The 26,110-nt window shown below is 46.6% G+C and carries 22 protein-coding genes; 8 read left to right on the forward strand and 14 right to left on the reverse strand.

Going from position 1 to position 26,110, the window contains the following annotated elements; genetic code table 11:
• Positions 1 to 88 precede the first annotated feature (88 nt).
• The 12 genes from lpxA to rimO form a co-directional block, all read right to left on the reverse strand.
• Positions 89 to 877, reverse strand: a complete 789-nt coding sequence (lpxA, locus tag BKE30_RS12070) for an acyl-ACP--UDP-N-acetylglucosamine O-acyltransferase (RefSeq protein WP_076878865.1) — start codon at positions 875 to 877, stop codon at positions 89 to 91.
• A 26-nt stretch (positions 878 to 903) separates the two neighbouring features.
• A complete protein-coding gene (gene fabZ, locus BKE30_RS12075; protein ID WP_076878832.1) occupies positions 904 to 1,395 on the reverse strand; it encodes a 3-hydroxyacyl-ACP dehydratase FabZ in 492 nt (163 codons plus the stop codon).
• Positions 1,388 to 2,479, reverse strand: coding sequence for a UDP-3-O-(3-hydroxymyristoyl)glucosamine N-acyltransferase (gene lpxD, locus BKE30_RS12080; protein WP_076878833.1), 1,092 nt, complete (start codon positions 2,477 to 2,479; stop codon positions 1,388 to 1,390). Before lpxD ends, fabZ begins: the two co-directional genes overlap by 8 nt.
• Positions 2,480 to 2,497: 18 nt before the next feature.
• A complete protein-coding gene (locus BKE30_RS12085) occupies positions 2,498 to 3,001 on the reverse strand; it encodes an OmpH family outer membrane protein (protein WP_076878834.1) in 504 nt (167 codons plus the stop codon).
• 45 nt (positions 3,002 to 3,046) lie between these two features.
• Positions 3,047 to 5,542, reverse strand: a complete 2,496-nt coding sequence (bamA, locus tag BKE30_RS12090; RefSeq protein ID WP_076878835.1) for an outer membrane protein assembly factor BamA — start codon at positions 5,540 to 5,542, stop codon at positions 3,047 to 3,049.
• Positions 5,543 to 5,595: 53 nt separating this feature from the next.
• On the reverse strand, positions 5,596 to 6,951 hold the full coding sequence (gene rseP, locus BKE30_RS12095; RefSeq protein ID WP_076878836.1) for an RIP metalloprotease RseP: 1,356 nt from the start codon (positions 6,949 to 6,951) through the stop codon (positions 5,596 to 5,598).
• Positions 6,948 to 8,177 carry a 1-deoxy-D-xylulose-5-phosphate reductoisomerase gene (locus tag BKE30_RS12100; protein ID WP_076878837.1) on the reverse strand — a complete coding sequence of 410 codons (1,230 nt, stop codon included), beginning with the start codon at positions 8,175 to 8,177 and terminating at the stop codon, positions 6,948 to 6,950. The genes rseP and BKE30_RS12100 overlap by 4 nt, the downstream gene beginning before the upstream one ends.
• 1 nt (position 8,178) lies before the next feature.
• Complete coding sequence (locus BKE30_RS12105) at positions 8,179 to 8,982, reverse strand: phosphatidate cytidylyltransferase (protein WP_076878838.1); 804 nt, start codon at positions 8,980 to 8,982, stop codon at positions 8,179 to 8,181.
• Entirely contained in the window at positions 8,975 to 9,739 is a 765-nt protein-coding gene (uppS, locus tag BKE30_RS12110; RefSeq protein ID WP_076878866.1) for a polyprenyl diphosphate synthase, read from the reverse strand. Before uppS ends, BKE30_RS12105 begins: the two co-directional genes overlap by 8 nt.
• A 128-nt stretch (positions 9,740 to 9,867) precedes the next feature.
• Positions 9,868 to 10,422 (reverse strand): ribosome recycling factor, encoded by a 555-nt coding sequence (gene frr, locus BKE30_RS12115; RefSeq protein WP_076878839.1) that lies wholly within the window; start codon positions 10,420 to 10,422, stop codon positions 9,868 to 9,870.
• A 135-nt stretch (positions 10,423 to 10,557) separates the two neighbouring features.
• Positions 10,558 to 11,283, reverse strand: a complete 726-nt coding sequence (gene pyrH / locus BKE30_RS12120) for a UMP kinase (protein WP_076878840.1) — start codon at positions 11,281 to 11,283, stop codon at positions 10,558 to 10,560.
• Positions 11,284 to 11,582: 299 nt separating this feature from the next.
• On the reverse strand, positions 11,583 to 12,917 hold the full coding sequence (gene rimO / locus BKE30_RS12125) for a 30S ribosomal protein S12 methylthiotransferase RimO (RefSeq protein ID WP_076878841.1): 1,335 nt from the start codon (positions 12,915 to 12,917) through the stop codon (positions 11,583 to 11,585).
• Between the two features lie 527 nt (positions 12,918 to 13,444).
• Between rimO and glnL the strand changes: the two genes are divergently transcribed.
• The 5 genes from glnL (at position 13,445) to BKE30_RS12150 (ending at position 20,026) form a co-directional block, all read left to right on the forward strand.
• The gene (glnL, locus tag BKE30_RS12130; protein ID WP_076878842.1) at positions 13,445 to 14,545 is read left to right on the forward strand and encodes a nitrogen regulation protein NR(II); all 1,101 of its coding nucleotides are present in this window, start codon (positions 13,445 to 13,447) and stop codon (positions 14,543 to 14,545) included.
• Between the two features lie 57 nt (positions 14,546 to 14,602).
• Complete coding sequence (gene glnG, locus BKE30_RS12135; protein ID WP_406564687.1) at positions 14,603 to 16,039, forward strand: nitrogen regulation protein NR(I); 1,437 nt, start codon at positions 14,603 to 14,605, stop codon at positions 16,037 to 16,039.
• A 151-nt stretch (positions 16,040 to 16,190) separates the two neighbouring features.
• Positions 16,191 to 16,634 carry a hypothetical protein gene (locus BKE30_RS12140; protein ID WP_076878844.1) on the forward strand — a complete coding sequence of 148 codons (444 nt, stop codon included), beginning with the start codon at positions 16,191 to 16,193 and terminating at the stop codon, positions 16,632 to 16,634.
• A 281-nt stretch (positions 16,635 to 16,915) separates the two neighbouring features.
• Complete coding sequence (gene mrcB, locus BKE30_RS12145; protein ID WP_076878845.1) at positions 16,916 to 19,345, forward strand: penicillin-binding protein 1B; 2,430 nt, start codon at positions 16,916 to 16,918, stop codon at positions 19,343 to 19,345.
• 18 nt (positions 19,346 to 19,363) lie between these two features.
• Positions 19,364 to 20,026: a hypothetical protein gene (locus BKE30_RS12150; RefSeq protein ID WP_143253721.1), complete on the forward strand. Its 663-nt coding sequence runs from the start codon at positions 19,364 to 19,366 to the stop codon at positions 20,024 to 20,026.
• A 44-nt stretch (positions 20,027 to 20,070) separates the two neighbouring features.
• Here the strand turns inward: BKE30_RS12150 and BKE30_RS12155 are convergent, their stop codons facing one another.
• Positions 20,071 to 21,057: a Nudix family hydrolase gene (locus BKE30_RS12155; protein ID WP_158073190.1), complete on the reverse strand. Its 987-nt coding sequence runs from the start codon at positions 21,055 to 21,057 to the stop codon at positions 20,071 to 20,073.
• Between the two features lie 146 nt (positions 21,058 to 21,203).
• On the opposite strand from BKE30_RS12155, the gene hemP reads away from it, so the two are divergent.
• From hemP to BKE30_RS12170, 3 genes are all read left to right on the forward strand, one after another.
• Positions 21,204 to 21,368, forward strand: coding sequence for a hemin uptake protein HemP (hemP, locus tag BKE30_RS12160; protein ID WP_076878848.1), 165 nt, complete (start codon positions 21,204 to 21,206; stop codon positions 21,366 to 21,368).
• Positions 21,369 to 21,623: 255 nt separating this feature from the next.
• The gene (locus tag BKE30_RS12165; protein ID WP_076878849.1) at positions 21,624 to 23,735 is read left to right on the forward strand and encodes a lipase family protein; all 2,112 of its coding nucleotides are present in this window, start codon (positions 21,624 to 21,626) and stop codon (positions 23,733 to 23,735) included.
• Between the two features lie 199 nt (positions 23,736 to 23,934).
• Positions 23,935 to 24,873: a sensor domain-containing diguanylate cyclase gene (locus tag BKE30_RS12170; RefSeq protein ID WP_076878850.1), complete on the forward strand. Its 939-nt coding sequence runs from the start codon at positions 23,935 to 23,937 to the stop codon at positions 24,871 to 24,873.
• Between the two features lie 57 nt (positions 24,874 to 24,930).
• Here BKE30_RS12170 and BKE30_RS12175 read toward each other — a convergent pair whose 3' ends face one another.
• A complete protein-coding gene (locus tag BKE30_RS12175; RefSeq protein WP_143253722.1) occupies positions 24,931 to 25,677 on the reverse strand; it encodes a hypothetical protein in 747 nt (248 codons plus the stop codon).
• Between the last annotated feature and the right edge of the window lie 433 nt (positions 25,678 to 26,110).

Genomic DNA, 26,110 nt, shown 5'->3' on the forward strand with positions numbered 1-26,110 from the left:
TTATTCCGTCTTTAAAGCTCTACAACTAAAAACCGCCCAGTTGTTAATATCAATCTGGGCGGTTTTTGCTATCTGGCAATGAAAAGGCTTAGCGTACAATGCCGCGCTTTGATGATGTCAGTGAGTCAATCAGCAACTGTACTTCTGGCGTTTGTGGCAACAGCTCTGTAGTGAGTTTATCAATTGCCTGCACAGTAGTCAGGTTTTCACGATAAACCATTTTAAATGCTTTACGCAAGTTATTGATTTTATCGGCATTCCAGCCTTTACGGCGCATTCCCTCGTAGTTCATACCATGCGCATGAGCCGGATTACCAGACACCAGTGTATAGGCTGGAACATCCTTTAAAATGGTACTGCCACCGCCAATCATACTATAGGAATCAATGCGACAAAACTGGTGAATGCCAGAATTTCCGCCAACAATAATATGATCACCAATAGAAACATGGCCAGCAATTCCAACATTATTGGCAAAAATATTGTCATTGCCAATTATGCAATCATGCGCAATGTGGGTGTTGACCATTAGCAGGTTACGATGACCAATCCGGGTTAAGCTTTGATCCTGAACCGTACCACGATGCAAGGTACAGCTTTCACGAATAATATTATCATCACCAATTTCCAGCCAGGTTTCTTCACCCTTGAATTTCAGGTCCTGACAAATTTCGCCTATGCTGGCAAACTGAAAAATCCGGTTGCGCTTGCCAATTCGGGTCAGGCCAGCAATCACAACATGCGGGCCAATATCACACCCTTCATCAATACTAACTTGCGGGCCAATAATACTATAAGCACCGATTCTGACGTTTGGTGCAATTTGTGCCGTTGGGTCAATAATTGCCGTTGGATGAATATTCGGGTTGGTATTCATACTATTGTTTTGCACACTGTTATTTTTCATATTAATGTAATCTGTTGTTCCGAAACCAGAATTTCAGCGCTGGCCACAAGTTTTCCCTCTACATGGGCCTGACAGCTAAACTTGAAAATCCCTCTTCGCTGCATTAACAGCTCAGCACTTAATATGAGTGTATCACCGGGAATCACCTGACGCTTAAAACGCACCTTGTCTGCACCGGCAAACAGAAACATATAGCCATCACGCGGGCGCTTGCCTGCACTCATAAAACCTAGAATACCAGCAATTTGTGCCATTGACTCAACAATTAACACACCGGGCATAATGGGCAGGCCCGGAAAATGACCCTGAAAGAACTCTTCATTAATGGAAACATTTTTTAGGCCCTTGATTGACTGGTTTGGCACCACGTCAGTGACCCGGTCAACCAGCAAAAAAGGATAACGCTGCGGCAAATAGCTACGGATCGTATCAGCCTGCATGGGCAACTGGTAATCAAGGGATACAGCAGAGGAAATATCGTTAGTCATCTTGAGATAATGATGATGGCGGGCAAGAAGTTGCTCGCGATTCTACCTGTTCAACTCGCACTTGCAAATGCTCAATTTGTTTAATTAGCTGGGTTAAAGGCACATCAGCCAATTGCCGCAAGCGTACAACCATTTTTTTCCATTGCGAGTTTTCAGCAAAAGACGTACCGGATGAATAAGTACCCGGCTGATGAATGGATTTGGTAATCATGGCCATACCGGTCAGGTTAACATGGTCACAAATGGATAAATGCCCTGCGATACCGGACGCACCACCGATAATGCAATGCTTGCCAATATTTGCACTGCCTGCAATCCCCACATTGGCTGCAATGGCGGTGTAATCCCCAATGTGTACATTGTGGGCAATCTGTACCAGATTATCAATAATCACACCATGGCCGATTGTTGTATCATCCAGCGCACCACGGTCTATGGTACAGTTGGCACCAATACGCACATCATTGCCGATGACTACACGTCCCAACTGGGCAATCCGGTACCACTGGCCTTCATGTGGTGCAAAGCCAAAGCCATCGGCACCAATCACTGTGCCCGCGTGAATACGCACCCGCTCGCCGAGCTGACAATGATGCTGTACTGTCACATGTTTATCCAGCCATGAACCCGCACCAATGCAACTTCCCTTAGCAATGCAGACATGGCTTTCCAGAATGACATTGGCTGCAATTGTCACATCATCTTCAATTATCACGTAAGGCCCAATTGAAGCCGATGGGTCAATCGTGGCTGACGCAGCAATGATTGCAGTAGGATGAATTTGGGCAACTGGTCTGGGCGTCTGGTCAAACAAATGAGTTAAGCCCGCAAAGGCGGCATAGGGATTAGGTACAATTAGTACAGCCCCTGTGTATTCACTAACATCTTCCTTACGGATAAGAACAGCACCAGCCTCTGTCGTATTAAGCTGGGATTTATAGCGACTATTGGATAGAAATGCCAAATGCCAGGACTTGGCATGCTGTAAAGATGCCAGGCCCTGAATAGCAGTATCCGGGTTACCAACCAGCTCAGCATTCAGCTGTGTAGCCAGTTGACCCAGTGTCAATGTGGAATGACCCATACCAAATAACCCGGCTGGTTATTGTGTAGCATCCAGACGCTGGGTAATTTTGCTGGTGATATCTACAGCAGGACTGCTCCAGATGACATTTTTCTTTTCAATGATAATGTCATAGTTGCCTTCCTTGCGAATCTCTTCGATGATTTTCTCAAGTTTTGGCAGCAGGGTTTTGTACATCGTGGCCTGTGTTTCATCAACACGCTTCTGCAACCCTTCAGCAGTACTGTTGTACTCGTTAATCTTGCTTTGTGCCTGCGTCTGCAACGCTCTAACCTGATCTTCCTTTAGTACCTTGGCATCAGTCTTGAAGCGGTTTTCAATACCAGCCAGTTCTTTTTGCAGGGCTTCAATACGGTCACGCTGTGGCTTTAAGCTGCTGTTCAGGCTGGCCACCGTTTGCTTGGCGTATTTTGAATTAAAAATTGCTGCCTGAGAATCGGCAACTGCAACATTATTGGCGTAAGCAGCACTGGTTGATAATGCAGCAACTGTCAGTGCTACTGTGGCAAATAAATGACGCATATTAAACTCCTTGTGACTCTTAAATGTTTTTAAGCATCCATTTGCTTAAAAGGTACGTCCAATTTCAAATTGAACACGTTTTGTTTCATCACCATCTTTTTGATTGAGCGGATAAGCATAACTTAGCGATAGTGGGCCAATCACCGTGATCCAGGTAAATCCAACACCAGCACTATATCGGATATTGTCTGCACTGATTTCAAAGTCTGATGCATCGGTATTATAGACCTGACCACCCTCGACAAACAGCACAGGCCGGATCTGGCGTGACCAGTCGCCCTTGAATGGTACAGGCAGAACCAGCTCTACGCCACCCTGAATCAGCGCATTACCGCCGATGGCTTCTGGATCATCATCAAAAGTGCCAGTTTCCTGATACACCACCGCCGGGCTACGTGGCCCCAGTGTACTTTCCTTATAGCCACGCACCGAGCCATAACCACCAGCAAAATAGTTTTTATAAAAAGGCAAATCATTACCATAGCCCAGTTTACTATAAGTACGCAGCACAAACTTGTCACCCAGTGGGAACAGTGCCTGACCATCGTAGGTCAGCTTCTGGTATTCTATATCACTGCCGGGCAAGGCAATATCCAGCGACAAGCGATGGTACATCCCTCTGGTGGGGAATACAGGACGGTTTAAAGTATTGTAAGCCCAAGCCAGATTCAGGTTATACGTTAAATAATCGCCTTCAAAGCTGCTGTCGTACAGCTTTGTGGTTTGTTGCTCGGTCTGATAAAGTGGGGCTCCACTTCCATCCGGATTGCGGATGATCTCTCCGTTCTTATCCCGTAGGGGTATTCTATTACCACCAGCATCTGTTTTCTCAACCGTTGTGGTCTTATAGACACTACCTGTAGCTTTACCACCGTTGGCCAGTAAATAATCACGGATAGCAACTGATGCAAACTGCCCCGTAGAAATCTGGGTATCATCAACGTTAAATGATGCGCTGACATTCTGGTTTTCATCTAGCGGATAACCAAAGGTTAAACTGCCACCCATCGAATCAGTAACGTAAGTACTAACGTTAAGTTTATCCAGCTTGGTTTTGCGCAAATAGGCATTATAACCACGGCTCACCCCGTCAATCGTAAAGTAGGGGTCTAGCACATTAAGATTATAGTAGTCGAGGGTTTCAGAACGTGACAGGTCCACAGCAACCTGATTACCAGTCCCCAGAAAGTTAGTCTGGCTGAGACCAAGCTGGAAAGTGACCCCTCCACCCTGCGAATAACCTACTGCCACAGTACTAGTACCTGAATTCTGTTCTTCAACCTTTACATTCAGGTCAATCTGGTCTGCCGTATTGGGCACGCGGACAGGTTCAATATTGACAGTTTTAAAATAACCGGTACGTTCCAGACGCACTTTGGACAAATCAATTTTTTCATTGGTTGCCAGCGCGCCTTCCATTTGACGCATTTCACGGCGTAGCACTTCATCGGCTGTTTTGGTATTGCCATTAAAGTTGATCCGGCGTACGGTCACCTGTTTGCCTGGATTAATATAATAATTCAGGTTGACTGTTTTAGTTGCTTCATCAATATCGGGTACAGCATTGATCTCGGCAAAATAATAACCGGCATTGCCATATTTACGGGTAAGCAATTCCTTAACTGCATTGACCTGTGCCTGTGAATACGTTGCGCCTTCCTTAAAAATAGCCAGTGGACGCAATTCATCCTGCGAAAATAAGGTGTCACCTAAAAACTTGGTTTGACCAAATTTGTACTGTTCACCCTCAGTAATGCTCACTTCAATAAAAATACGCTTTTTATCTTCGCTAATATTGAGCTGGGCATTATTAACATTAAAATTAACATAGCCTTGATTTAAATAAAGCGCACGCAGGCTTTCAAGACTGGCTGTCATTCGTTCACGCGCGTAACGGTCATTACGGGTCAGTATTGAGGACCATGAACTTTCCTTAACTGCAAATGCCTGCAGAATGTCACTGTCCTTAAATACTGTATTGCCAATGACATTAATATCAAAAACCTTGGCAGCATTACCTTCAATAAACTTGAAGTTCAGGTCTACACGGTTGTTGGCACGCGGTGTGGTTTCCACAGTAACATCCGCATCGTAGCGGCCTTGCTGGGCATACTGCTGTTCAAGCTCATTTTCAATATTTTGCAGGGTGGCCCGCTTAAGCACCTGACCTTCTGTCAGGTTCAGGCTTTTTAAGCCCTGTTTAAGGGTGTCTGTTGGAATCAGCTTATTACCAGTAAAAGTCACTGAGGAAATAACCGGGCGCTCAACCACCTTAAACACCAGTGTATTGCCATCACGCACACTTTGAATATCATCAAAGTTACCCGTGGCATATAAGGCACGAATACTGTCTGCCACTTTGGCATCGGTAATCTGGTCACCACTATTTACGGGCAAAACCCCATAAACGCTGGCTGGTGCTAGCCGAACCAGACCTTCAACCCGAATATCCTGTGCTACAAAATCTTCAGCATTGGCCTGTTGTACCAAAGCCATTGCGCTAACCAGTGTCAGAGGCAGTGTAAAATATGAGTGCCGCATGCCTAAGGATTCCAAAAAGTAAAAATTAATTAAAAATCATTATTACACAGCTGTTAGATCAGGCGTGCAAAATCATTAAATAGTGCAAGGATCATCAATGCCCCAAGTAATACAATACCAATGCGCAAGCCAATCATTTGGATTTGCTCGGACACCGGCTTACCGCGCAGTGCTTCAATAAAATAATAGACTATGTGTCCCCCATCAAGTACCGGGATGGGTAATAAGTTTAAAATTCCCAGACTAACACTCATTAAAGCCATAAAAGATAAAAATGCCTGCCAGCCCATTTCAGCACTCTGGCCTGCTACTTTAGCAATGGTAATGGGACCGGACAGATTATCCAGACCAATAAGCCCGGAGATCATTTTACCCATAGCTTTGACAGTCATGACCGATAACTGCCAGGTTTTATCAACAGCCATGCCCAGCGCGGTGAGCGGACTGTACTGAACTGTCTGGGTATATTCTGTTGGTATTTTATAATTTTCAATTTTGGCACTAGCGCCCAGAAAACCATACTCGGTCCCTACAGCATCCTTTTTGCTTTTTGGCATCACCTTGAGCTGTAAGGGTTTGCCATCACGCAGAACCTGAAAAACCAGCACCTGTTCCGGATGACTACGCACCATCTGGGTAACCTGAAGCCACTGGCTAACAGGCTGCTGATTAATTTGTATAATCTGGTCACCTGCTTTTAAGCCTTGATTTGCAGCAGCTTCGTTGGGGCTAACTTCGCCAATAACAGGCTTAATATTAGGCTGATAAGGCAAAAAGCCCAGTTGTTCTAGCGGTGTTTGCGCACTATTGCGCATAAATTGCTGGATTGGCAGGCTATAGGTTTGCAATTGCTGCCCACGCTCGGCAGTAATCTGAATCGTACCCGTTTCGCCCATGCGCTCAACCAGTGCATAGTTCAGGTTTTCCCAGGTTAAGGTCTGGTCACCATCTACCGCAGTAATTTTATCACCCACCTGCAAGCCAACCTGCGCGGCTGGTGAATTGGGCTGGATTTGACCAATACGGGTATTTAGTTGTTCGCTGGCTGGCAAAAACAATAGCCAAAATAAGATAATAGCAAATAACAGGTTAATCAGCGGCCCGGCAGCCACAATGGCAATGCGCCGCCATGCTGACTGGCGGTTAAAGGCATAAGGAATATCTTCGGGTGCGACTTCGCCTTCACGCTCATCAGCCATGCGTACATAGCCACCTAGCGGAATTGCTGCAAGCTGGTAGCACACCCCATCCTTGCCATGCCATTTAATTAAAGTTGGACCAAAACCAATGGAATAAACCAGCACTTTGACGCCCATGCGTCTTGCTACCCAGAAATGACCAAACTCATGAATTGCAATCAAGGGTCCCAGTAAAACAATTGCTGCAAGAATAATAAATACGATATTCATGTAGTCCTGTTGGCATGTGCCATTATCCAGTGCCTTGCAAGCTCACGCGCTTCAAGGTCTTGCGCGAGAATTGTGCCAAGGTCATGTGCAGGAAGCACATTGATTTGTGTTATTACTGCGTGTATGAGTTGTGTAATCTGTGTAAATGCAACTTTACCAGACAAAAATGCAGCCACTGCAACTTCATTGGCAGCATTTAAAATAGCTGGCGCGCAACCACCTGTTTTCATTGCTGTTTTAGCTAAGCTTAAGGCAGGAAACTTGATTTCATCGGGTTGTTCAAAATTCAGGCAATTGGCTGAAAATAAGTCCAGGGGTGGCACAGTGGTGGTCATGCGTTGCGGCCATGCCAGTGCATGGGCAATCGGCGTACACATGTCCGGATTACCCAGTTGCGCCAAGGTCGAACCATCAATGTACTGTACCAATGAATGCACAATACTTTCAGGATGAATAACCACTGTTACGCGCTCAACCGGCAGTTCAAATAAATGACAGGCTTCTATCAGTTCCAGCCCCTTATTCATTAGTGTTGCTGAATCAACCGAAATTTTTTGGCCCATAGACCAGTTGGGATGCTTACAAGCCTGAGCTGGCGTAGCCTGCTGCATTTGGGCCAGCGACCATGTTCTAAAAGGACCACCGGATGCAGTTAAAAGTATTTGTGAAACACCAGCACGGTTTCCATGTTCGTTAAATTGAGTCGGGCTGCTGAAATAATCCGCAGGCAGGCATTGAAAAATAGCATTGTGCTCAGAATCTACTGGCAGCAAGGTTGCTTGTGCCTGCTTGACCCGCTGCATAAACAGCTCACCCGCCATAACCAGCGCTTCTTTATTGGCCAGCAAAACACGCTTGCCGGCATCAATTGCGGCCAGTGTGGGTTTAAGTCCAGCACTACCTACAATAGCAGCCATCACGACATCGACTGCCGCTGCACTGGCTACCTGACATAAGCCTGCTTCCCCTTCAAGAATCTCAAGGGCCTGTGTTTTTTTGTCATTACAATGCAATGCAAGCAGGGTTTTAAAATAGTCTTTTTTGCCTTGCTCGACTACTACAACTTGCGGCGAATACTGCTCTACCAATTTTGCCAGCTCTTCTAACCGCTGGAAACCAGTTAGTGCATATACCTGATACTGATCAGAATGCTGAGCCAGCACTTTTAAGGTACTTTGGCCGATTGAACCTGTTGCCCCAAGAATTGTAACCTGTTGCAGCGGCATCTTAAAAACCACCTAAAAATTGTTGCTGTAGCCAAAGACCAAGTGCAAATACTGGTGCAGCGGCCATCAGGGAGTCAATACGATCCAGTACTCCCCCGTGTCCGGGCAGGATTTTTCCGGAATCCTTGATCCCGGCCTTGCGCTTTACCATAGACTCAAACAGGTCACCCTGTACAGAAGCCAGCACAGTAATTATTGACAGGATAATAAAAACCATCAGTGCTGTGGCACTTAGCTTAAGCTGAATAAAGCCAACAGCCAAAATAACCAGTAAAGTCAGAGCCAAGCCACCAAGCAGCCCTTCTACTGACTTGTTGGGACTCACATTGGGTGCCAGTTTTCGCTTGCCAAAGGCACGGCCTGCAAAATAAGCACCGCTATCTGCACACCAGACCAATGCAAATACATACATGAGCCACCATGGCGATTGTTGCCATAATGCAAAAATGGCAATAACTGTCGCTACCAGCAATATCAGCCCTAAAATACTCAGGTTTTTGTTATACCAGCCAGTTTTTTGCGGATAATATTTAACCCAGGACAGACTCACCAGCCAGATCAGCAAGGCAACTGCCCAGAGATAAGGCCATGCCTGTGGTAAAAATAACATGCCAGCAGAAACTACAGTCACAACAGTAGCATAAATGGTATGTTGCTGAGCCGGAATCAAACGCACCCATTCATAACCTGCAATGGCAACCATCAATAGCATCAAACCCATCATGGGCAATGCACTATTGCTGGCAAACATACACAACAGGACAATGACAACCAAAACCAGTGCCGTGCGGATGCGCTCAATCATTATCAATGCCTGTTGCTTTTGCGATATTGTTATTGCCAAGTTGCTGCTTAACCTGCTCGCTGGTACGGCCAAAACGGCGTTCACGCTGAGCAAAAACCTTAAGCGCCTTGTTAAATTCTTCTATGGAAAAATCAGGCCACAGTGTTTCAGTAAAATAGAGTTCTGCGTAGGCAGCTTGCCAAAGCAGAAAATTGGACAGGCGGTAATCACCACCCGTGCGAATCAGCAAGTCTACTGCCGGCAAGTCCGACAGCGATATATGCTGCTGCAATGCCTGTTCATTCACCTGATCCACATTAAGCAGCCCACGTTCTACCTGTAACGCCAGTTGCCGGGCTGCCTGTGCAATATCCCACATACCGCCATAACTCACCGCAATCACCAGGGTCATGGCAGCATGATGCGCAGTGGCACTTTCAGCATCCAGCATCAGTTGCTGCAACTCATCAGATAACTGCGCCCGATTGCCAATAAAGCGCAACGCAATATCATGCTTTTTCATGCGGGGGATTTGTTCACGGATGGTTTGTGCAAACAGTTCCATCAGCAAGGCAACTTCCTTTGGCGGGCGTTGCCAGTTTTCACTGGAAAAGGCAAATACCGTTAACACCTGAACGCCCAAACGACGGGCCTGCTCGACCACAGGATCAAGCTGTACTTTGCCCGCCCGATGCCCTCCGCCTTCCGGCAAGGCTTCGCGCTTTCCATAACGATTATTACCATCCATGATAATTGCCACATGGCGCGGCAGGTTCATGGATGAAATATCGGCGACCTGCTGTTCACTGGATACTGATTCAGCAGAATCCAAATTACTGGAATCCGAATTACTAAAACCAGTATCGCTGGAAACGGGGGTATTGGACATAAGGTGCCTACTTCTTATTAAACCTGAATCAGTTCGGCTTCTTTGGCAGCCAGCATCTTGTCAACATCAGCCACATACTTGTCGGTTAACTTCTGAATTTCGTCATTGGCACGACGCTCTTCATCTTCAGAAATTTCTTTTTCTTTAAGTAAGTCTTTTACATCACCCAGAATATCACGGCGGATATTACGGATAGCAACCTTGGCATTTTCAGCTTCACCGCGCGCCAGCTTTTGCATGTTACGGCGGGTTTCTTCGGTCAGGGCTGGCAACGGCACGCGGATAACATCGGCACTGATTGGGTTAAGCCCCATATCACTTTCACGGATTGCCTTGTCAATGGTGCTGGTCATGCTGCGCTCAAATGGCTGAACCACCAGAGTACGGGCATCATCGAGGCCAACGTTGGCCACCTGATTCAGCGGCACATCGCTACCATAATAAGACACCATAATGCCATTTAGCATAGAAGGATGGGCACGGCCTGTACGCACTTTGGCAAAACCGGCTTCCAGCGCCTCAATACTTTTTTTCATGCGGCTCTCGCCGTCTTTTTTCAAATCGTTAATCATGACTGGTAGTCCTCATTTTATTCCAGAATCAATATTTTTCAGTATCTTGTGCATTTCACCACTAGTTGTATCTCAGCCCTGTCATTTGCTCAAAGTGCATTTACTGCACACTTCCGGCAAATCACTGGGTGGAGATTAGCGGGTAACGCGAGTGCCTTCGGGTTCACCCATGATCACCGACAGCAATGCGCCCGGTTTGTTCATGTCAAATACCTGTAGCGGCACACTATGGTCGCGACAGAGGCAAATCGCCGTTAAGTCCATTACACCCAGCTTGCGATCCAGCACTTCGTCAAAGCTTAAGAAGTCATACTTGATCGCATCGTCATGCTTGCTTGGGTCTTTGTCATACACGCCATCCACTTTGGTGGCTTTTAAAATCAGGGTAGCTTCAATTTCAATACCACGCAGGCACGCTGCGGTATCCGTGGTAAAGAACGGATTACCTGTACCCGCCACAAATACGCACACTTCGCCATTTTTTAAATGACGAATTGCATCTCGGCTGCTATAGGTTTCTACCACACCATTAATGGAAATGGCAGACATCAGGCGGGTTTTGATATTGCGGCGTTCCAGTGCATCACGCAGGGCCAGTCCATTCATCACGGTGGCCAGCATACCCATCTGGTCGCCAGTCACACGGCCAACCAGACCATCCTGCTGAAGCTGGCTACCACGGTACAGGTTACCACCACCGACCACAATACCTACCTGTACCCCAAGGCCGACCAGATGTGCAATTGACAGGGACATCTGATCCAGAATGGATGCATCAATTCCCATATCTTTATTGCCTGAAAGCGCTTCTCCTGACAGTTTAAGCAGTATGCGTGAAAAACGCGGGCTATTTTCAGCCATTGTGTTGCTCCCAAGCAATTCAATTATAAAACTTTAAATCAGACAACTTCATATCAAAAACAGCAGGTTGATCTTACTGGTTAACTTTAGCACCACGACCTGATTTGATGACTTTAACTTATCTATAACGGGGGCGAATGGTAACAAAAGCCGTGCCCCACGCCAATCCATCGGATTCACCTTAAGCCAGAATCACTGTAAAATTTAACAACTACAGGCTGGTGAATGCGGGCTTTTCAAAAGATAAAAGCTGATTTTCCAAAAATTGAGCATCAGCTTCCATAACCAAGAATCGGCAATCAGACCGAAATCAGTTTGGCAAACAGGTCATATTCATCAGCATCGGTAATTTCAACATAGAGCATCTGGCCGGGTTGAATCTGGCTTTTGTCGATATCTTCAACAAACACGTTACCATCAATTTCAGGCGCATCAGCATAGGAACGTGCCACCGCCACCGGATATTCCGGATCCAGTTCATCGACCAGTACCGTCATGCGCTTGCCAATTTTATCTTTCAAAATTTGCGTTGAGATTTCCTGCGCTACCAGCATAAAGCGTTCGTAGCGATCCTGCTTGATCTCATCTGGCACCAGATCCGGCAAATCATTGGCCGGTGCGCCTTCAATCGGGGAATAGGTAAAACAGCCCACACGGTCCAGTTTGGCCTCACGCAACCAGTCCAGCAGGTATTGGAAATCTTCTTCGGTTTCACCGGGAAAACCCACTACAAAGGTAGAACGAATGGCGAGATCAGGACAAATTGAACGCCACAGCTTGATTTTTTCCAGCGTGTTTTCGCTGTGTGCCGGACGCTTCATCAGTTTTAAAATACGCGGGCTGGCATGCTGGAATGGAATATCCAGATAAGGCAGGATTTTGCCATCACGCATGAGTTCCAGCACGGCATCCACATGTGGATAGGGATAAACGTAATGTAGGCGCACCCACACACCCAGCTGCCCCAGCGCCGCACACAGGTCATAAAACTTGGTTTTGAGCGGCTGGCCGTTCCAGAAATCCAGCTTGTATTTGGTATCTATGCCGTATGCTGAGGTGTCCTGCGAAATAACCAGAATTTCTTTTACCCCTGCATTCACTAGTGCCTGTGCTTCATCCATCACGCTGCCAATCGGACGTGACACCAGATCGCCGCGCAACTGGGGAATAATACAAAAGGTACAGCGGTGGTTACAGCCTTCAGAAATTTTCAGGTAAGCATAATGCTTGGGTGTCAGGCGAATGCCCTGCGGTGGCACAAGATCTACAAAAGGATTATGGGCTGGCGGTGGCGGTACATATTCATGCACGGCACTCATAACGTCTTGATAAGCCGCAGCGCCTGTCACTTTCAGCACGCTGGGATGCATGGAACGGATTTTTGCCTCATCCTTGCCCAGACAGCCCGTCACGATCACTTTGCCATTTTCATTGATGGCTTCACCAATGGCATCCAGTGATTCCTGCACGGCTGATTCAATAAAGCCACAGGTATTCACTACTACCAGGTCTGCACCCTCAAAAGAAGCTGCAACTTCATACCCCTCGGTACGTAACTGGGTAAGGATTCGCTCCGAATCAACCAGTGCTTTAGGACAGCCTAGGGATACAAAACCGACTTTAGGGGATTTCATGCATACAGCTCCAACAGATTAGTGCATATTGTAAGCACTTTGGCGTTGCTTTAATAGTATAACCAGCCCTTGCTGAGCGGGTTTTATTGCATGAATCTTGTGGATTGTTAACTGATTCATAGCAGACTATTGAGGCTTTGGCTAAATCGCTGCACAACCGCTCCAATTTAGGGCATTATTTTTAAATTATAAGACACCATTTCAGAGTTGCATTAATTTGGTGCAATAATGAGTTACAACAGGGCACTATCACTAAAGCCCTATGCTCTGCTACAACCATTTATGGGGATTTAAAACTGCGCTGAGTTGTTTTAAGGCATTCAGATAATTTTTTAATGGCTTAACCGTCAGGTTGGCGTGCTAATTGCTAAATAAATAACAGTAGCGTTTATTACCGCGCATTCCAGCTTTTCCAGACAATAAACTTCAGTTTAATGATGATTTAACGTTCTACAGCCTAGTTATCTACACAAGCTTAATTATCTACAAACTATTTACGGTTTAATTTATTCATGAGCCACTCAGTAATGCATCTTAGCCCACCTGTTGATTATCGCAGTCTGGTTGATCACATGCTGACGGCGATTATGCAGGTTTCACCCAACCTTGAAATTGAGTATTTAAATTCTGCCTGTGAAGCCCTGCTGGATATTAGCCGTACCCGCGCGATTGGCATGCCGCTGTTGTCCATTCTAAATGAGCAGGATGAAAGCTTTGACACCAAAGCAGCCGTTTTACGGACCCTGCACACCGGCCAGCCTTATACCCGCCGTGAAGCCATGCTCACTATTGGGCTTAAGGACAAGGCGGTAGATTATTCCGTGTCACTAATTATTGATGACCGCATTGGTGCGATTGCCCACCAGCATTTGCTGATTGAAATTCAGCCCATTGACCGCCTGCTACGCATTAACCGTGATGAACATCTGGCCCAGCAGCACCAGATTGCCCGCCAGCTGGTTCGCGGTGTTGCCCATGAAATCAAGAATCCTTTAGGGGGGATTCGCGGGGCAACCCAGTTACTGGCACGCAGCCTGCCCGACGGTAGTGTCAGCGAATTTACCGAGATTATTATTAGTGAAGTGGATCGCCTGCGTACGCTGGCCGATACCATGCTGGGTTCACGGCATTTGCCTTCCCTGCAAAAGGTCAATATCCATGAGCCACTGGAACGGGTACGTAGCCTGATTTTAAGCCAGACCAAAAACACCGTTCAGGTGATTCGCGACTACGACCTGTCCTTGCCGGAAGTCAATGCTGACCGTGACCAGATGATTCAGGTCATGCTGAATATTTGTGTAAATGCCGTACAGGCAATTAGTGAAAATCCGGAAATTTTTAGCGAGCGCGACCCTAAAATTATCCTGCGCACCCGCATCCAGCGCATGTTTAACATCAATGGTGTGCTGCACCGCAGTGTGATCCGGGTCGACCTTGAAGACAATGGCCCCGGCATTCCAGCAGATATTGTCGAGTCGGTTTTTTATCCAATGGTCACGGGTCGCGCCAGTGGTACCGGGCTTGGCTTGAGTATTGCACAGAATATTGTACATCAGCATGGCGGAATGATTGAGTGTCAATCTGAACCCGGCTGTACCGTTTTTAGTTTGTTTTTGCCTTGGGAATAATTGGAGATCGTAAACATGTCGCATGAAGCCATTTGGGTGATTGATGATGATCGTGCCATGCGATGGGTACTTGAAAAGACCTTTAAAGAAGAAGGCTTTAATGTCACCAGCTTTGAAGAGGGCCAAACTGCGCTGGATCGCCTTGAAAAAGAACAACCCGATGTAATCCTGACTGATATTCGCATGCCCGGAATAGATGGCCTGACATTTTTATCAAAGGTCAAAGCCACTCATCCTGATTTGCCGGTTATTATCATGACTGCCCATTCAGACCTTGAATCTGCGGTATCCAGTTATCAGACCGGTGCTTTTGAATACCTGCCCAAGCCTTTTGACATTGATGAAGCCCTGACACTGGTCAGCCGTGCCATCCAGCATGCTGCTAAATTGCAGCAACAGGATACTGGCCGCATTGCCCCAATTAAAACCGTTGATATTATTGGTGAATCGCCTGCCATGCAGGAAGTATTCCGGGCGATTGGTCGTTTGTCACAGTCTCATATTACCGTACTGATTAATGGTGAATCGGGTACAGGCAAAGAACTGGTTGCCCATGCGCTGCACCGTCACTCGCCGCGCAGTGCCAAACCTTTTATTGCCCTAAACATGGCCGCCATTCCCAAAGACCTGATTGAAACCGAGCTATTTGGTCATGAAAAAGGCGCGTTTACCGGAGCCAATACCCAGCGTCAGGGCCGCTTTGAACAATCCAATGGCGGCACGCTGTTTTTAGATGAAATTGGCGACATGCCGTTTGAAACCCAGACCCGCCTACTGCGAGTGCTGGCAGATGGCGAGTTTTACCGCGTAGGTGGTCATACGCCGGTTAAGGTCGATGTGCGCATTATTGCGGCAACCCATCAGGATCTGGAAAAACTGGTCACCTCCGGCAAGTTCCGGGAAGACTTGTACCATCGCTTAAATGTCATTCGGATTCATATTCCCAAACTGCGTGATCGGAGTGAAGATATTCCCATGCTGGCTGGGCATTTTCTGGCCCGTGCTGGCCGCGAGCTGTCAGTTGACCCAAAAATCCTGCGCAAGGAAACCATTGCCTACATGCAGCAACTGCCTTGGCCTGGCAATGTTCGCCAACTGGAAAACACCTGTCGCTGGCTGACAGTCATGGTCACGGGCCGCGAGATTTTTCCAGAAGATTTACCGGCAGAACTGCGGCAGTATCACCATGAGCCGGAACAGCTATTGATTAGCCCCAGCACGGATAAGCCAGTGCCAAGCAATAGCATCAGCATTAGTCCCGATCAGTGGGATGGCCTGTTACGCCAGTGGGCCAAGCAAAAATTGCAGGCTGGTGAGCAGCAATTGCTGGAAACTGCCCTGCCGCTATTTGAGCGCACCATGATTGATGCAGCACTGGATTATAGTCATGGCCGCAAGCGGCATGCCGCCGAATTACTGGGCTGGGGCCGTAATACACTGACCCGCAAGCTCAAAGAGCTGGGGATCAGCAGCACCGATGATGACGAGCTCTAGTAGCCGTCATCCCGCGTGTTGCCCAAGCACCAATTGTCCAAAACAAATGAGATATGTTTGGCTTTAGGCTGGATGTCCTCATATAATGAGCTACATCAGAGATTTGGCTATTTTAAAAAATACCAGAGCTTGCTGAAGGGGCTCAAAAACCATGATAAAACTGAAATGGAATAATCGTTTTTTAGCGGCATTGATTACGCTTATTGTTCTTTTTACTGCTGTTGTTGGCTGGATTATTATCCGTGAAAACACCGTAACCTCTACGGCGTCCTATGTGTCGCACTCCCCCATCAACCATGTTTTCAACACTGCGCCACCGCCTGTAACCACTTATGCGCCTTCGCGTGCACCGCAATCAGCCAAGCAAATGTATGCGCACATGCAGCAAACCAATGCAGCCCGCCCGCTGTCTTCTGAACACAGTGCCGACCAGAATTATAATATGGGCTATGCCTGGGCCAACGACCAGAAAATCAGTAATCCTGAACAATGCAAAATGCTGAGTACCGAATATTTAAGTGGCTGTCTGGCTTACCTTGAAGTTAAAAACTATGTGAACCAGACGGATACCAACCCAAATACACCACGCTATTAAACGCTGTGTATTCCAGCATTATTCCTGCTCAAGGATAAGGCTTGCTGTGCAGTCATTCTGTGGATTGCATAAACTTAATTTTTAGAAACAGGCTGGCTTTTAACTCAAATGGTTGGCTTATGGAAAACTATCTATTGCCGGAAATTGTCTTTTAAGTAGTCAATCAGGCCAGAATCCGGTCGGGCCATTTGCATGTTTTAACAGTGTTTTGATTGCATCTGTAACGCTGCTCACGCATTATCGCCTTTAATTTTATTTATCATTTTTTATTTTCCTGACGCATGAATTTATCACGTGGTTTTGCATTCATCAGCATGGTGCTGGTTATTATTATTCTGGCTGGATTCGTTGGCCTTGGCATTTATACTGTAAGACTTGACTATATTGTACGCGACAAATTTGAAGGCAAGCGCTGGGAGATTCCTGCCAAGGTTTTTGCAAGACCCCTTGAGTTGTTTAATGGTGCGCTGGTTACACCAGACAACTTAAAACAGGAACTTAAACTTTTAAATTATAAAAAAACCGATAACTATGAGTCTCCGGGCACGTATGTTGATAAAGGTAGCATGGTGTATGTGCATACCCGTGGCTTTGATTTTGGCGACTCTACTGAACCAGAACAGGTACTGGAAATCACCACTGATGGCCAGCAGGTCATTGATGTTCGCAGTACCCAGCAAAATGGAACCGGCATTGCACGGCTTGAGCCGATTCTGGTGGGTGGTATTTATCCACGCCATAATGAAGACCGCGTACTGATTCAACTGCCTAAAGTACCGCAGCCATTAATTGATGCCTTAATAGCCACAGAAGACCGCAAATTCTATAATCACCATGGCGTGTCCCTGCGCGGGATCGCCCGGGCAATGGTCAGCAACATGACAGGCGGCCCACGGCAGGGTGGCTCTACCCTGACCCAGCAGTTGGTCAAGAATTTTTATTTAAGCCCTGAACGTACCTTAAAGCGCAAAGCCAATGAAGCCCTGATGGCGCTGCTGGTAGAAATGCATTACAGCAAGAATGACATTCTGGAAGCCTATCTAAATGAAGTCAATCTGGGCCAAAATGGCAACTATTCCATTAATGGTTTTGGACTGGCATCCCAGTTTTATTTTGGCCAGCCGTTAAATGAATTAAAACTGCCGCAAATGGCATTTCTGGTGGGACTGGTTAAAGGACCAAGTTTGTATAACCCGTGGCGCAACCCTAAACTTGCACTGGAACGTCGCAATGTGGTACTGCACAACATGCTGGTTACTGGCCGGATTGACCAGCAGCAATATGATGATGCCATCAAAACCAAACTGAATGTCATTAAAAAACCGACCATTGGCCAAAGCCTGTTCCCTGACTTTCTGGACGTGGTACGGCGCCAGTTAAAAGAAGAGTATCAGGAAGTTGACCTGACCAGTGAAGGCCTGCGGATTTTTACAACCCTTGACCCTATTGTGCAAACCTCGGCCAACAAGGCATTTGACACAACAATTAAGCAACTCATCAAGCGTAATCCGAAAAAGCTGGAAGGCTTGCAGGGGGCAGTAACCATTGCCAACCCTGAAAATGGCGAAATTCTGGCGGTGGTGGGTGGTTCAGGCATGTTTACCGGGTTTAACCGGGCACTGGATGCCAAGCGTCAGGTGGGTTCCCTGTTAAAACCTATTGTGTATTTTAATGCACTGGAATCACAGCGCTACACCCTGATTAGTCCAATTAGTGATGCACCGGTTAGCATTACCGGCATGGGTATGAAGGACTGGAAGCCCAAAAACTATGATGGACAAAGTCATGGCACAGTACCGTTAAACTATGCACTGGCACATTCCTATAATCTGGCTACTGTACGCCTAGGCTGGGAATTGGGCATTCCTTCCTTTATTAACACCCTGCACACGCTGGGCATTGATGAAGACATCAAGCCTTATCCATCCATTTTGCTGGGTGCAGTCAACCTGTCGCCCATGCAGGTGCTGGGTATGTATCAGGTTTATGCAGCCAATGGCTTTCGTTATGCACCGCGCTCTATCCGCAGTGTGGTTGATGCCAAGGGCAATCCCTTACAGCGCTACGGCCTAAATGTACGCCAGAGCCTTGATCCGGGCGGCGTATACCTGCTCAATTATGCCCTGCAACAGGTGATGCGTAGTGGTACGGGGGCCAGTGCCTATGCCACCCTGCCATCCAACCTGAACCTTGCAGGTAAAAGTGGCACAACCAATGATGCCCGTGATTCATGGTTTGCAGGCTATAGTGGCAATTATGTTGCAGTAGTCTGGCTGGGCCATGATGACAACAGCCCGATTGGTCTGACCGGTTCCAGCGGTGCCTTGCCAGTGTGGATTAATGTCATGAAGCAGCTTAATCTGGCACCTGTTGAACCTGTACAACCAACCGATGTGCAATGGCAATGGATTGATCAGGCTAGCGGCAACCTGTCTGCACAGGGCTGTCCCGGTGCAACCTATATTCCCATGCTGGCTTCTACCGTTCCTGGTCAGGCAACTCCCTGTGGCATGCTACACCTGTATGGTTCGCAGGAAGCACCGTATGGGGAAACCGAACTGGATGAAAATGGACAACCGGTCTATCAGCAATATGCCCGCCGTGTACCTGAACCCGCCAACACTGGTGAAGCCAGCATTAACCTGGAATTACCACCAGACCCTGAAACTGGCAAGCCTCCCGTGGTACGCCGTTTCTGGTCCAGTGAATAATTTATTGAGACAATGACCATGATGATTCAAATGCCAGCAGCGCCAGTACTGCAAAAAACCACTTTTAAGCCTGCCATGCTAGCACTGATGTCCGTAATGGGAATAAGTGTGCTGGCTGGCTGTCAAAGCATAACCGGGGTCAAAAAATCATCCAGTCCCTATTTAACCATTGAGGAAAAAACCCGGCCTGTTGTTACGGCACCCGCCACACCCACCAAGATTCAGGAAAATGGCGCCAAACGTACGCCATTGCCTGAATACGCAGAGCCAAATATTCAAAGCCAGCGCCTACCCTCTGCTATTCCTGCACCACGTCCGGTACAGCCCAAGGTAGTATTGCGTGACGGCAGCAATATTCCTGCGTTTAGTAAATTAATGGCACAGGCGCAACAGCAAATTCAGGCCAACCAGCTCAATGCCGCCGAGCAAACCCTGATACAGGCCCAGCGCATGGCTCCACAGTCAGCCGCTGTTTATGCTCGTTTAAGTGAAGTTGCGCTTAAAAAACGTCAGGGTGGCAACGCCGAGGCCATGGCCCGCAAAGGCCTGATGCTGACCAGCAATCCGCGCCAGCAGCATGCATTCTGGCAACTCATTCTGGCTTCGGCAGAATTGCAAAACAATGCAGCCCTTGCTGGTCAGGCACGTAGCCAGATACAAAAGCTGGCCAGCCAGTTTTAAGATTTTACACCTTAACGATTAATAACCTTTAAAACCGTGGCGGGTTAATGCGGATAAAAAGCCCGAATACCCGCCACACCAAATCCCCCCGCCTGCTGAACCTGAACCAAGTCATCAGGTACTATGCCCCCCAGTGCATAAACCGGTACAGTGCTTTTTTCACAAAGCTGCTGCCATTGTGGCCAGCCCAGTCCTTCCTGTCCGGCATGGGTGCTGGTAGCGTGTAGAGGACTTAAGAGTATCGCGTCCATTTTTAATTCATTGGCCCTAATGATAGAAGCTGCATCATGGCAGGCCGCAAAACAATGCCATGCAGTTGGCAAATCAGGCTTTGCAGAAAGCTGCATCAGATCAGTCTGACTCAAATGCACCCCACTTAATTGCGGCACCAATACCGACCACAGCGGCTTTAACTGTTGGATATGTGAATACATGGCAAATAGCTTGAGATCTGGCCGCTGGCGCGCCAGTGTTGCTATCGCTTGCTGGTACTGGTTTACATCAAGCTGTTTATGGCGCACATATAGCCATGCCTGTTGCGGTGTATGCTGAATATGCCAGTCCAGCCATTGATCTAGAGTTTGCGGGTTGTCTTGAGGCTGCGTAATCACGTATTGATCTGGCAACAGCACCATACGTAAAATTGGAGCATTGGCATCCGGAAACTGGTACTGGTGAAGCTCATGCCTGTTTACCCAGCGTATAGCCTGATTTTGCTGACCGCACGGCTTGCCGCTAAACGCTATAACCTTGAAAATATGCAGGCACACCGTTTTTTCAGGATAATTAAAATACAACTGCTGCGCTCGTACTGCACGCTCTACCCGAATATTAATTTCCTCAAACAGCTCTCGCTGTAAGGCCTGTTCCGGTGTTTCTCCTGCTTCTACCTTGCCGCCCGGAAACTCATAGCGGTTGCCCTGATGCAGGCTGGCATCGCGCCAGCAAATGAGCACCTGATCGGACTGCATAATAACCCCAACGGCAACATGCACTATATTTGGACTGATAGGATTTAACGAAGTACTCAACAGTGCATCTCTTGGCAAAACATGAATTATGCCTTGAATTGCTGCCCAGTTACAAAAAGTTCCAGCCATGGCAAAACAAATGATTGACAGTTTTATTTGATAATGATTATCATTAATTTAAACCAGCGCTCGGAGATAAGATCGTCATGAATGCACCATTCCAGATGTTTAACAATAATACCGCTCAAACCCTGCCCATGCTGCACTCGCATAACCTGTTTTCCATGGGGCGAGAAATCAGAATCCTGCATGAAGGTGAAGAATACCGCTTACGCCTTACTCGTAATAACCGCCTGATTTTAACCAAATAGTTTTTTCAACACTTTATTGATTAATAATTCTTTTTCAGTAATTGTTTTCAGCAATATATGTTGAGCATGGCCTTAAAATAATCAGAGATAAAAACTTATTGAGTAATTAGTTTAGCAGTCACATAAAGGGCTGCTATTTTTTTATACCAAAACGTCCTGTTTGGTGGTTACAGCATGACTGTTACGGTTTAGTCATTGGGTATTAAAACTTTTTTTGGGTATGATGAGTCCATGCTAAAAAAGATATGATTCATTATGGCAAAAACTTCAAGTCTTTCAGGTCTGGCAGGCCTTGCTTTCGTATTGTCTGGTGTTGCCCTATCAGGCTGTCAGGTGGTGAAAGTTAAACAGCAGCCACTCTCGGTATCTTTAAGCAATGAGCGTGAAAGTATTCTGGTACGCTCCCGCTTGAGTGAAGCCACATTAAGCGTACTGGCCAGTACCGGACAGGAGGCTGAAGAATGCAGCAATGACCCCGCTGTCTGCCTGACCAAGCTGCGTAAAGTACCCCAAGTGGTTGATGAGCAGTATCTCTCAGTGGGTAGTGAGCTGTATCTGGCCAAGGTCAACCAGCTTAAGGATACGCCAGAATGCCATTCCCCTTTTGAACCGGAACCCTTTAACACCCAGTTAAGTGGACTTGGCAATAAAATTGTCCGCCCGGTTAATACACCAGCAGAAATTGACCTAAAGCCCTACTATAATTGCTTGTCTATCCAGCAGGATTTGCTGGCCAACAGCCTGCGCCATGCTTATGCCTACCTTTTTTATACCGAACGTGAGCCCAGTCAGCGCCTGTTTGATAACCGGCAGGTTCAGGTACGGGATTTTTATAATCAGGCACTGGTTAACCTGATTACGCTAATCAATCAAACCAACAAAAATTATCGCTTTACCACCAATAAGCCATTCAAGCTGGGCGACAATACTTTTCATTTTTATCCCTATTTAAGTGAGGATAAAAGCCTGCCTGCCTCTACTGAACTGGTGTCAGCCTATGACCTGAACTTTAGGGGTTTGCAGTCCATCAACCGACGTGACGGCTTTGGTACCGAATTTGTCAGCATTTTGCCGGAAAGTGCAGAAGAACCTGCCAATCCGGTTAATAGCTATACAGTAAATAAAAAGTCCAGCAATGGGTCAAGCAATGCTCAGGCCAAAAATAATATTCATCAGGCGCGCTATCTACCCGTGACCATGGTGGCGCAGCCGCGTGGTAACAACATCAGGGAAATCCTGCAAGGCCATGCCTTTGATGTACAGATTTATAATCCGTATGAATATGAAAAGATCGAAGTTGATGCAAAATCATACCCGCTGGCTGCCAATTTCTCAGCACCGTATGGCTTATGGCTGGCCCGCACCGATCTGGCAGCAACTGCCTATCGTAGCCTGCTGGGCCGGGAAGAACGCCTGATAGCCCCGCATCTGTATATGCTGGAACCCTACAACCCCAACAAGCGCGTCATTATTATGGTGCATGGGCTGGCCAGCAGTCCTGAAGCATGGATCAGGCTCACCCATGATGTACTGGGCGATACCATTTTGCGTGAACATTATCAGGTGTGGCAGGTTTTTTATTCCACCAACATGCCCATTCTGGAAAACCGCTACCAAATCCATGGCCTGATTGAAAATGCCTTTAAACAGGTTGATCCGCAAGGCAATGCTATGGCTAGTGAGGATGCGGTACTGATTGGACACAGTATGGGAGCCGTGATTGCACGGTTGCTGATGAGTAATAATGATTTTCAGGCTAAGGCCTTAAATGACATTAACCCACAGGTGCGCCAGAAACTAATGTCCATTCCAGCCGTGCAAGCGCGTTTTAGCATGCAGGCACTACCCGAAGTGGGCCGCATGGTCCTGCTGTCTGCCCCGCTACGTGGTACAGATTATGCAGACCGCTGGTTTACCCGTGCGCTGCGCAAGGTCATTCGCTTGCCAAAATCCTTTGCAGAAACCGTAATTAATAGCACCAAGAACCAGAGGCTTGACCAGCAAACGCTTGAGATTGTGCATAACCTGTCTGCAACCAAGCTGCAAAATGGCCCAGGTGACCTCAGCAAGAAATCCGACTTTACCCAACTGACGCAAAATGCCCAGATCATCGACGGCTTACCGTTTCATTCCGTTATGGGCAACAATAAAGGTAATGTACCCAAGGCTGAAATGACCGATGGCATTGTGTCTTATCCCAGCGCACATCTGGATGGGGCCGTTTCTGAAAAAATTATTGAAGGCGGCCATTCCATTCAGGAAACGCCTGAGGCGATTTTGGAGTTGCGCCGTATTTTGCGCCTGCATCTGGAAAAGCTAGGCGATGTATCGCCCAATCCCTCCCAGGATGAACAACCTGCAACCTAAACAGGCTTTATAAGTTCAGGTCACATTGCTGGTTTTTTACCAAAGTGCTGGCCTGAACAATAAAATGCATTGCACTGCCTAAAACAGGTGGTTGCATTATTTTTGTTGGGCTGTAAAACAAAAAGCGAATATTTATGATGATAAAAACATATAATCATTGTGTAGCTAATCTTCGTAAAAAAATAAGTTGAGATAATGAATGGATTTGCAGGTGTTTGATAATTTTGAAAATGCAGGTCAGGCAGTGCTTAGTTTCTTACATAAGCGATTAGGCTTTGACTTGTGGATGATTACCCGTACCGAAGGCGATGACTGGATTGTCTTGCAGTCTGAAGACCATGGTTATGGCGTAAAACCCGGACAGGTCTTTCGCTGGGCTGATTCATTTTGCTGTCATATGGTTGAAGGCCTCACCCCGCGTATGGCGCCCTGCTCTGATCTGGTTACTTTGTACGCCTCAGCACCCATTGCCCAGCAAATCACTATTAAATCCTATATTGGCTATCCTCTGTTAAATGAGCATGGCGAGCTGTTTGGTACTCTGTGTGCCATTGATCCGCAGCCCAAGCCGGAATCGCTAAAGCTGGAAGAAAACCTGATTGAATTATTGGGCGGCTTGCTTAGCCTAACCTTGCAAAAAGAACTCAAGCTGGCCGAACACAGCCGCTATCTGGAACGCTTAAAGGCTGAGTCCTGCACCGATGAGCTTACTCAGGTTTATAACGAACGGGGCTGGGAAAAGCTGTTAGAGGCAGAGGAAGAACGCAGTCGTCGCTATGGGCACTTTTGTGCCATTTATATGCTTGATCTGGATGGATTTAAGGAAATTAATAATATCTATGGCCGCGCTACTGGGGATGCCTTACTACAGCGTGCTGCTCAGACCCTTAAAAACAACACTGGTAAAAATGACATTATTGCCCGGGTTGGTGCTGATGAATTTGCCATCTTAAAAGTTAATATTGACAAGAAACAGGCTGACCTGTTTTGCCAGTACCTGATCGACGCATTACAACGGGTTAATGTTGCCGTGTCTATTGGCTGTGCATTACGCCATCCTGCCACTACCCTAAAACTGGTTCAGGCGCAGGCAGCCACCTTGATGCAATTTCACCAGCAAAACAAACCCCAAAACTAGAATGTTATTTATAGCCGTTAAAAAATTATTTTGACAGCAAAATTAAACTGAACTGGCTCAAGCCCTGATAATTTTGCCAAGCTGCTTAGCAATAGCCTGATGATACTGGTCTATGCGCAGGCACAGCGGTGTCAGTGCATCAAGTAGCAGCTTACAGGGATTTTGGTCATGCGGCTGGTCAGCCAGTGATACGATCAGCTCGGCCAGCCTGTCACGAAATATCTTGCTGTCTGTATTATAGTTAATCAGCAACTGGTTAAACTGGCTGTCATTCAGGACAAGTTTTATTTTCTGCAAATCCTTGTGAAAGCTCACTGATTTTTCATAATAATTGTCCAGGCATTTCATTAAGGTAGCGCGCGCCGGCTTTTCTGAAGTTTGGCATGTGTTTTGAATACGATCCACACATTCATTTAGTGCATCAAGCTGATCCCACATATACAGCGCAACCGACTTTAAAGGTGCATAGCGACGCTGGGCCTGCCAGATTTTTAAACGGCTTAATAACATGACTGCGCCTGCAACAATGGCCGCCCACAGAAAAATAAAAATCATTTGCCCTGCGGATTGAATATTAACGGCTGTCAGGTTAGTCAACTGGCTATACGTTACCAACCCCATACTGATTAGCATGGCCACAAGTATTAAATACAGGCTGGGCAAATACATAATGCTGTTTTTAAATTTCTGCCAGCCTGTAACAACTATCTGACCTGGAAGGATTAAATGAGCTTGCATGGATAGCTCAGGTGCAATTACAGGATCAACCACTGCGGCAACACCACTCTCAGAATTTTTTATCACTGACTCATTAAAAAAATGCGTTGCCTGTGGTTGTTTTATAAAGGAAGCTGTCTGGTGTTTAGCAAAATTTTTATCTTCAGAAATACCATGATTAAGCATCACTGCAATCCTGTTCATTTATTATGCTTAGATAATAAAGATTATTTAAGATAGGTCTGCTGTTTATTTATAAAATTGGTTGCATTTTACCAATCATTACTACAGAGAAGTATTAACAGATTGATTTTTTGGTATCGTAGCTTTGTATTTGATAGCTTTTCTAAAAGCTTTTTGCAGAATAAATATTAATCTTTTTAATGAAGGTATGAATAACTCAATGAAATTCAAAAATAAATTAGAGCATCTTTTTTTATAATGCTATTTAATTACGTTACAGTACAATTTATAACTCAGCACTCTTACTGACTTGCTTTTCCCTAGTTGTTGTTAATAT

The organism is Alkanindiges hydrocarboniclasticus (genome assembly GCF_001982605.1).
Classification (GTDB): Bacteria; Pseudomonadota; Gammaproteobacteria; order Pseudomonadales; family Moraxellaceae; genus Alkanindiges; species Alkanindiges hydrocarboniclasticus.

Coding starts and splice junctions, on each gene's coding strand:
- frr (WP_076878839.1), bottom strand. CDS start 10,422: ATGATTAACGATTTGAAAAAAGACGGCGAGAGCCGCATGAAAAAAAGT.
- bamA (WP_076878835.1), bottom strand. CDS start 5,542: ATGCGGCACTCATATTTTACACTGCCTCTGACACTGGTTAGCGCAATG.
- BKE30_RS12165 (WP_076878849.1), top strand. CDS start 21,624: ATGGCAAAAACTTCAAGTCTTTCAGGTCTGGCAGGCCTTGCTTTCGTA.
- BKE30_RS12170 (WP_076878850.1), top strand. CDS start 23,935: ATGGATTTGCAGGTGTTTGATAATTTTGAAAATGCAGGTCAGGCAGTG.
- hemP (WP_076878848.1), top strand. CDS start 21,204: ATGAATGCACCATTCCAGATGTTTAACAATAATACCGCTCAAACCCTG.
- fabZ (WP_076878832.1), bottom strand. CDS start 1,395: ATGACTAACGATATTTCCTCTGCTGTATCCCTTGATTACCAGTTGCCC.
- BKE30_RS12140 (WP_076878844.1), top strand. CDS start 16,191: ATGATAAAACTGAAATGGAATAATCGTTTTTTAGCGGCATTGATTACG.
- glnL (WP_076878842.1), top strand. CDS start 13,445: ATGCATCTTAGCCCACCTGTTGATTATCGCAGTCTGGTTGATCACATG.
- glnG (WP_406564687.1), top strand. CDS start 14,603: ATGCGATGGGTACTTGAAAAGACCTTTAAAGAAGAAGGCTTTAATGTC.
- mrcB (WP_076878845.1), top strand. CDS start 16,916: ATGAATTTATCACGTGGTTTTGCATTCATCAGCATGGTGCTGGTTATT.
- BKE30_RS12100 (WP_076878837.1), bottom strand. CDS start 8,177: ATGCCGCTGCAACAGGTTACAATTCTTGGGGCAACAGGTTCAATCGGC.
- uppS (WP_076878866.1), bottom strand. CDS start 9,739: ATGAACCTGCCGCGCCATGTGGCAATTATCATGGATGGTAATAATCGT.
- pyrH (WP_076878840.1), bottom strand. CDS start 11,283: ATGGCTGAAAATAGCCCGCGTTTTTCACGCATACTGCTTAAACTGTCA.
- rseP (WP_076878836.1), bottom strand. CDS start 6,951: ATGAATATCGTATTTATTATTCTTGCAGCAATTGTTTTACTGGGACCC.
- rimO (WP_076878841.1), bottom strand. CDS start 12,917: ATGAAATCCCCTAAAGTCGGTTTTGTATCCCTAGGCTGTCCTAAAGCA.
- lpxA (WP_076878865.1), bottom strand. CDS start 877: ATGAATACCAACCCGAATATTCATCCAACGGCAATTATTGACCCAACG.
- lpxD (WP_076878833.1), bottom strand. CDS start 2,479: ATGGGTCATTCCACATTGACACTGGGTCAACTGGCTACACAGCTGAAT.
- BKE30_RS12105 (WP_076878838.1), bottom strand. CDS start 8,982: ATGATTGAGCGCATCCGCACGGCACTGGTTTTGGTTGTCATTGTCCTG.
- BKE30_RS12150 (WP_143253721.1), top strand. CDS start 19,364: ATGATGATTCAAATGCCAGCAGCGCCAGTACTGCAAAAAACCACTTTT.
- BKE30_RS12085 (WP_076878834.1), bottom strand. CDS start 3,001: ATGCGTCATTTATTTGCCACAGTAGCACTGACAGTTGCTGCATTATCA.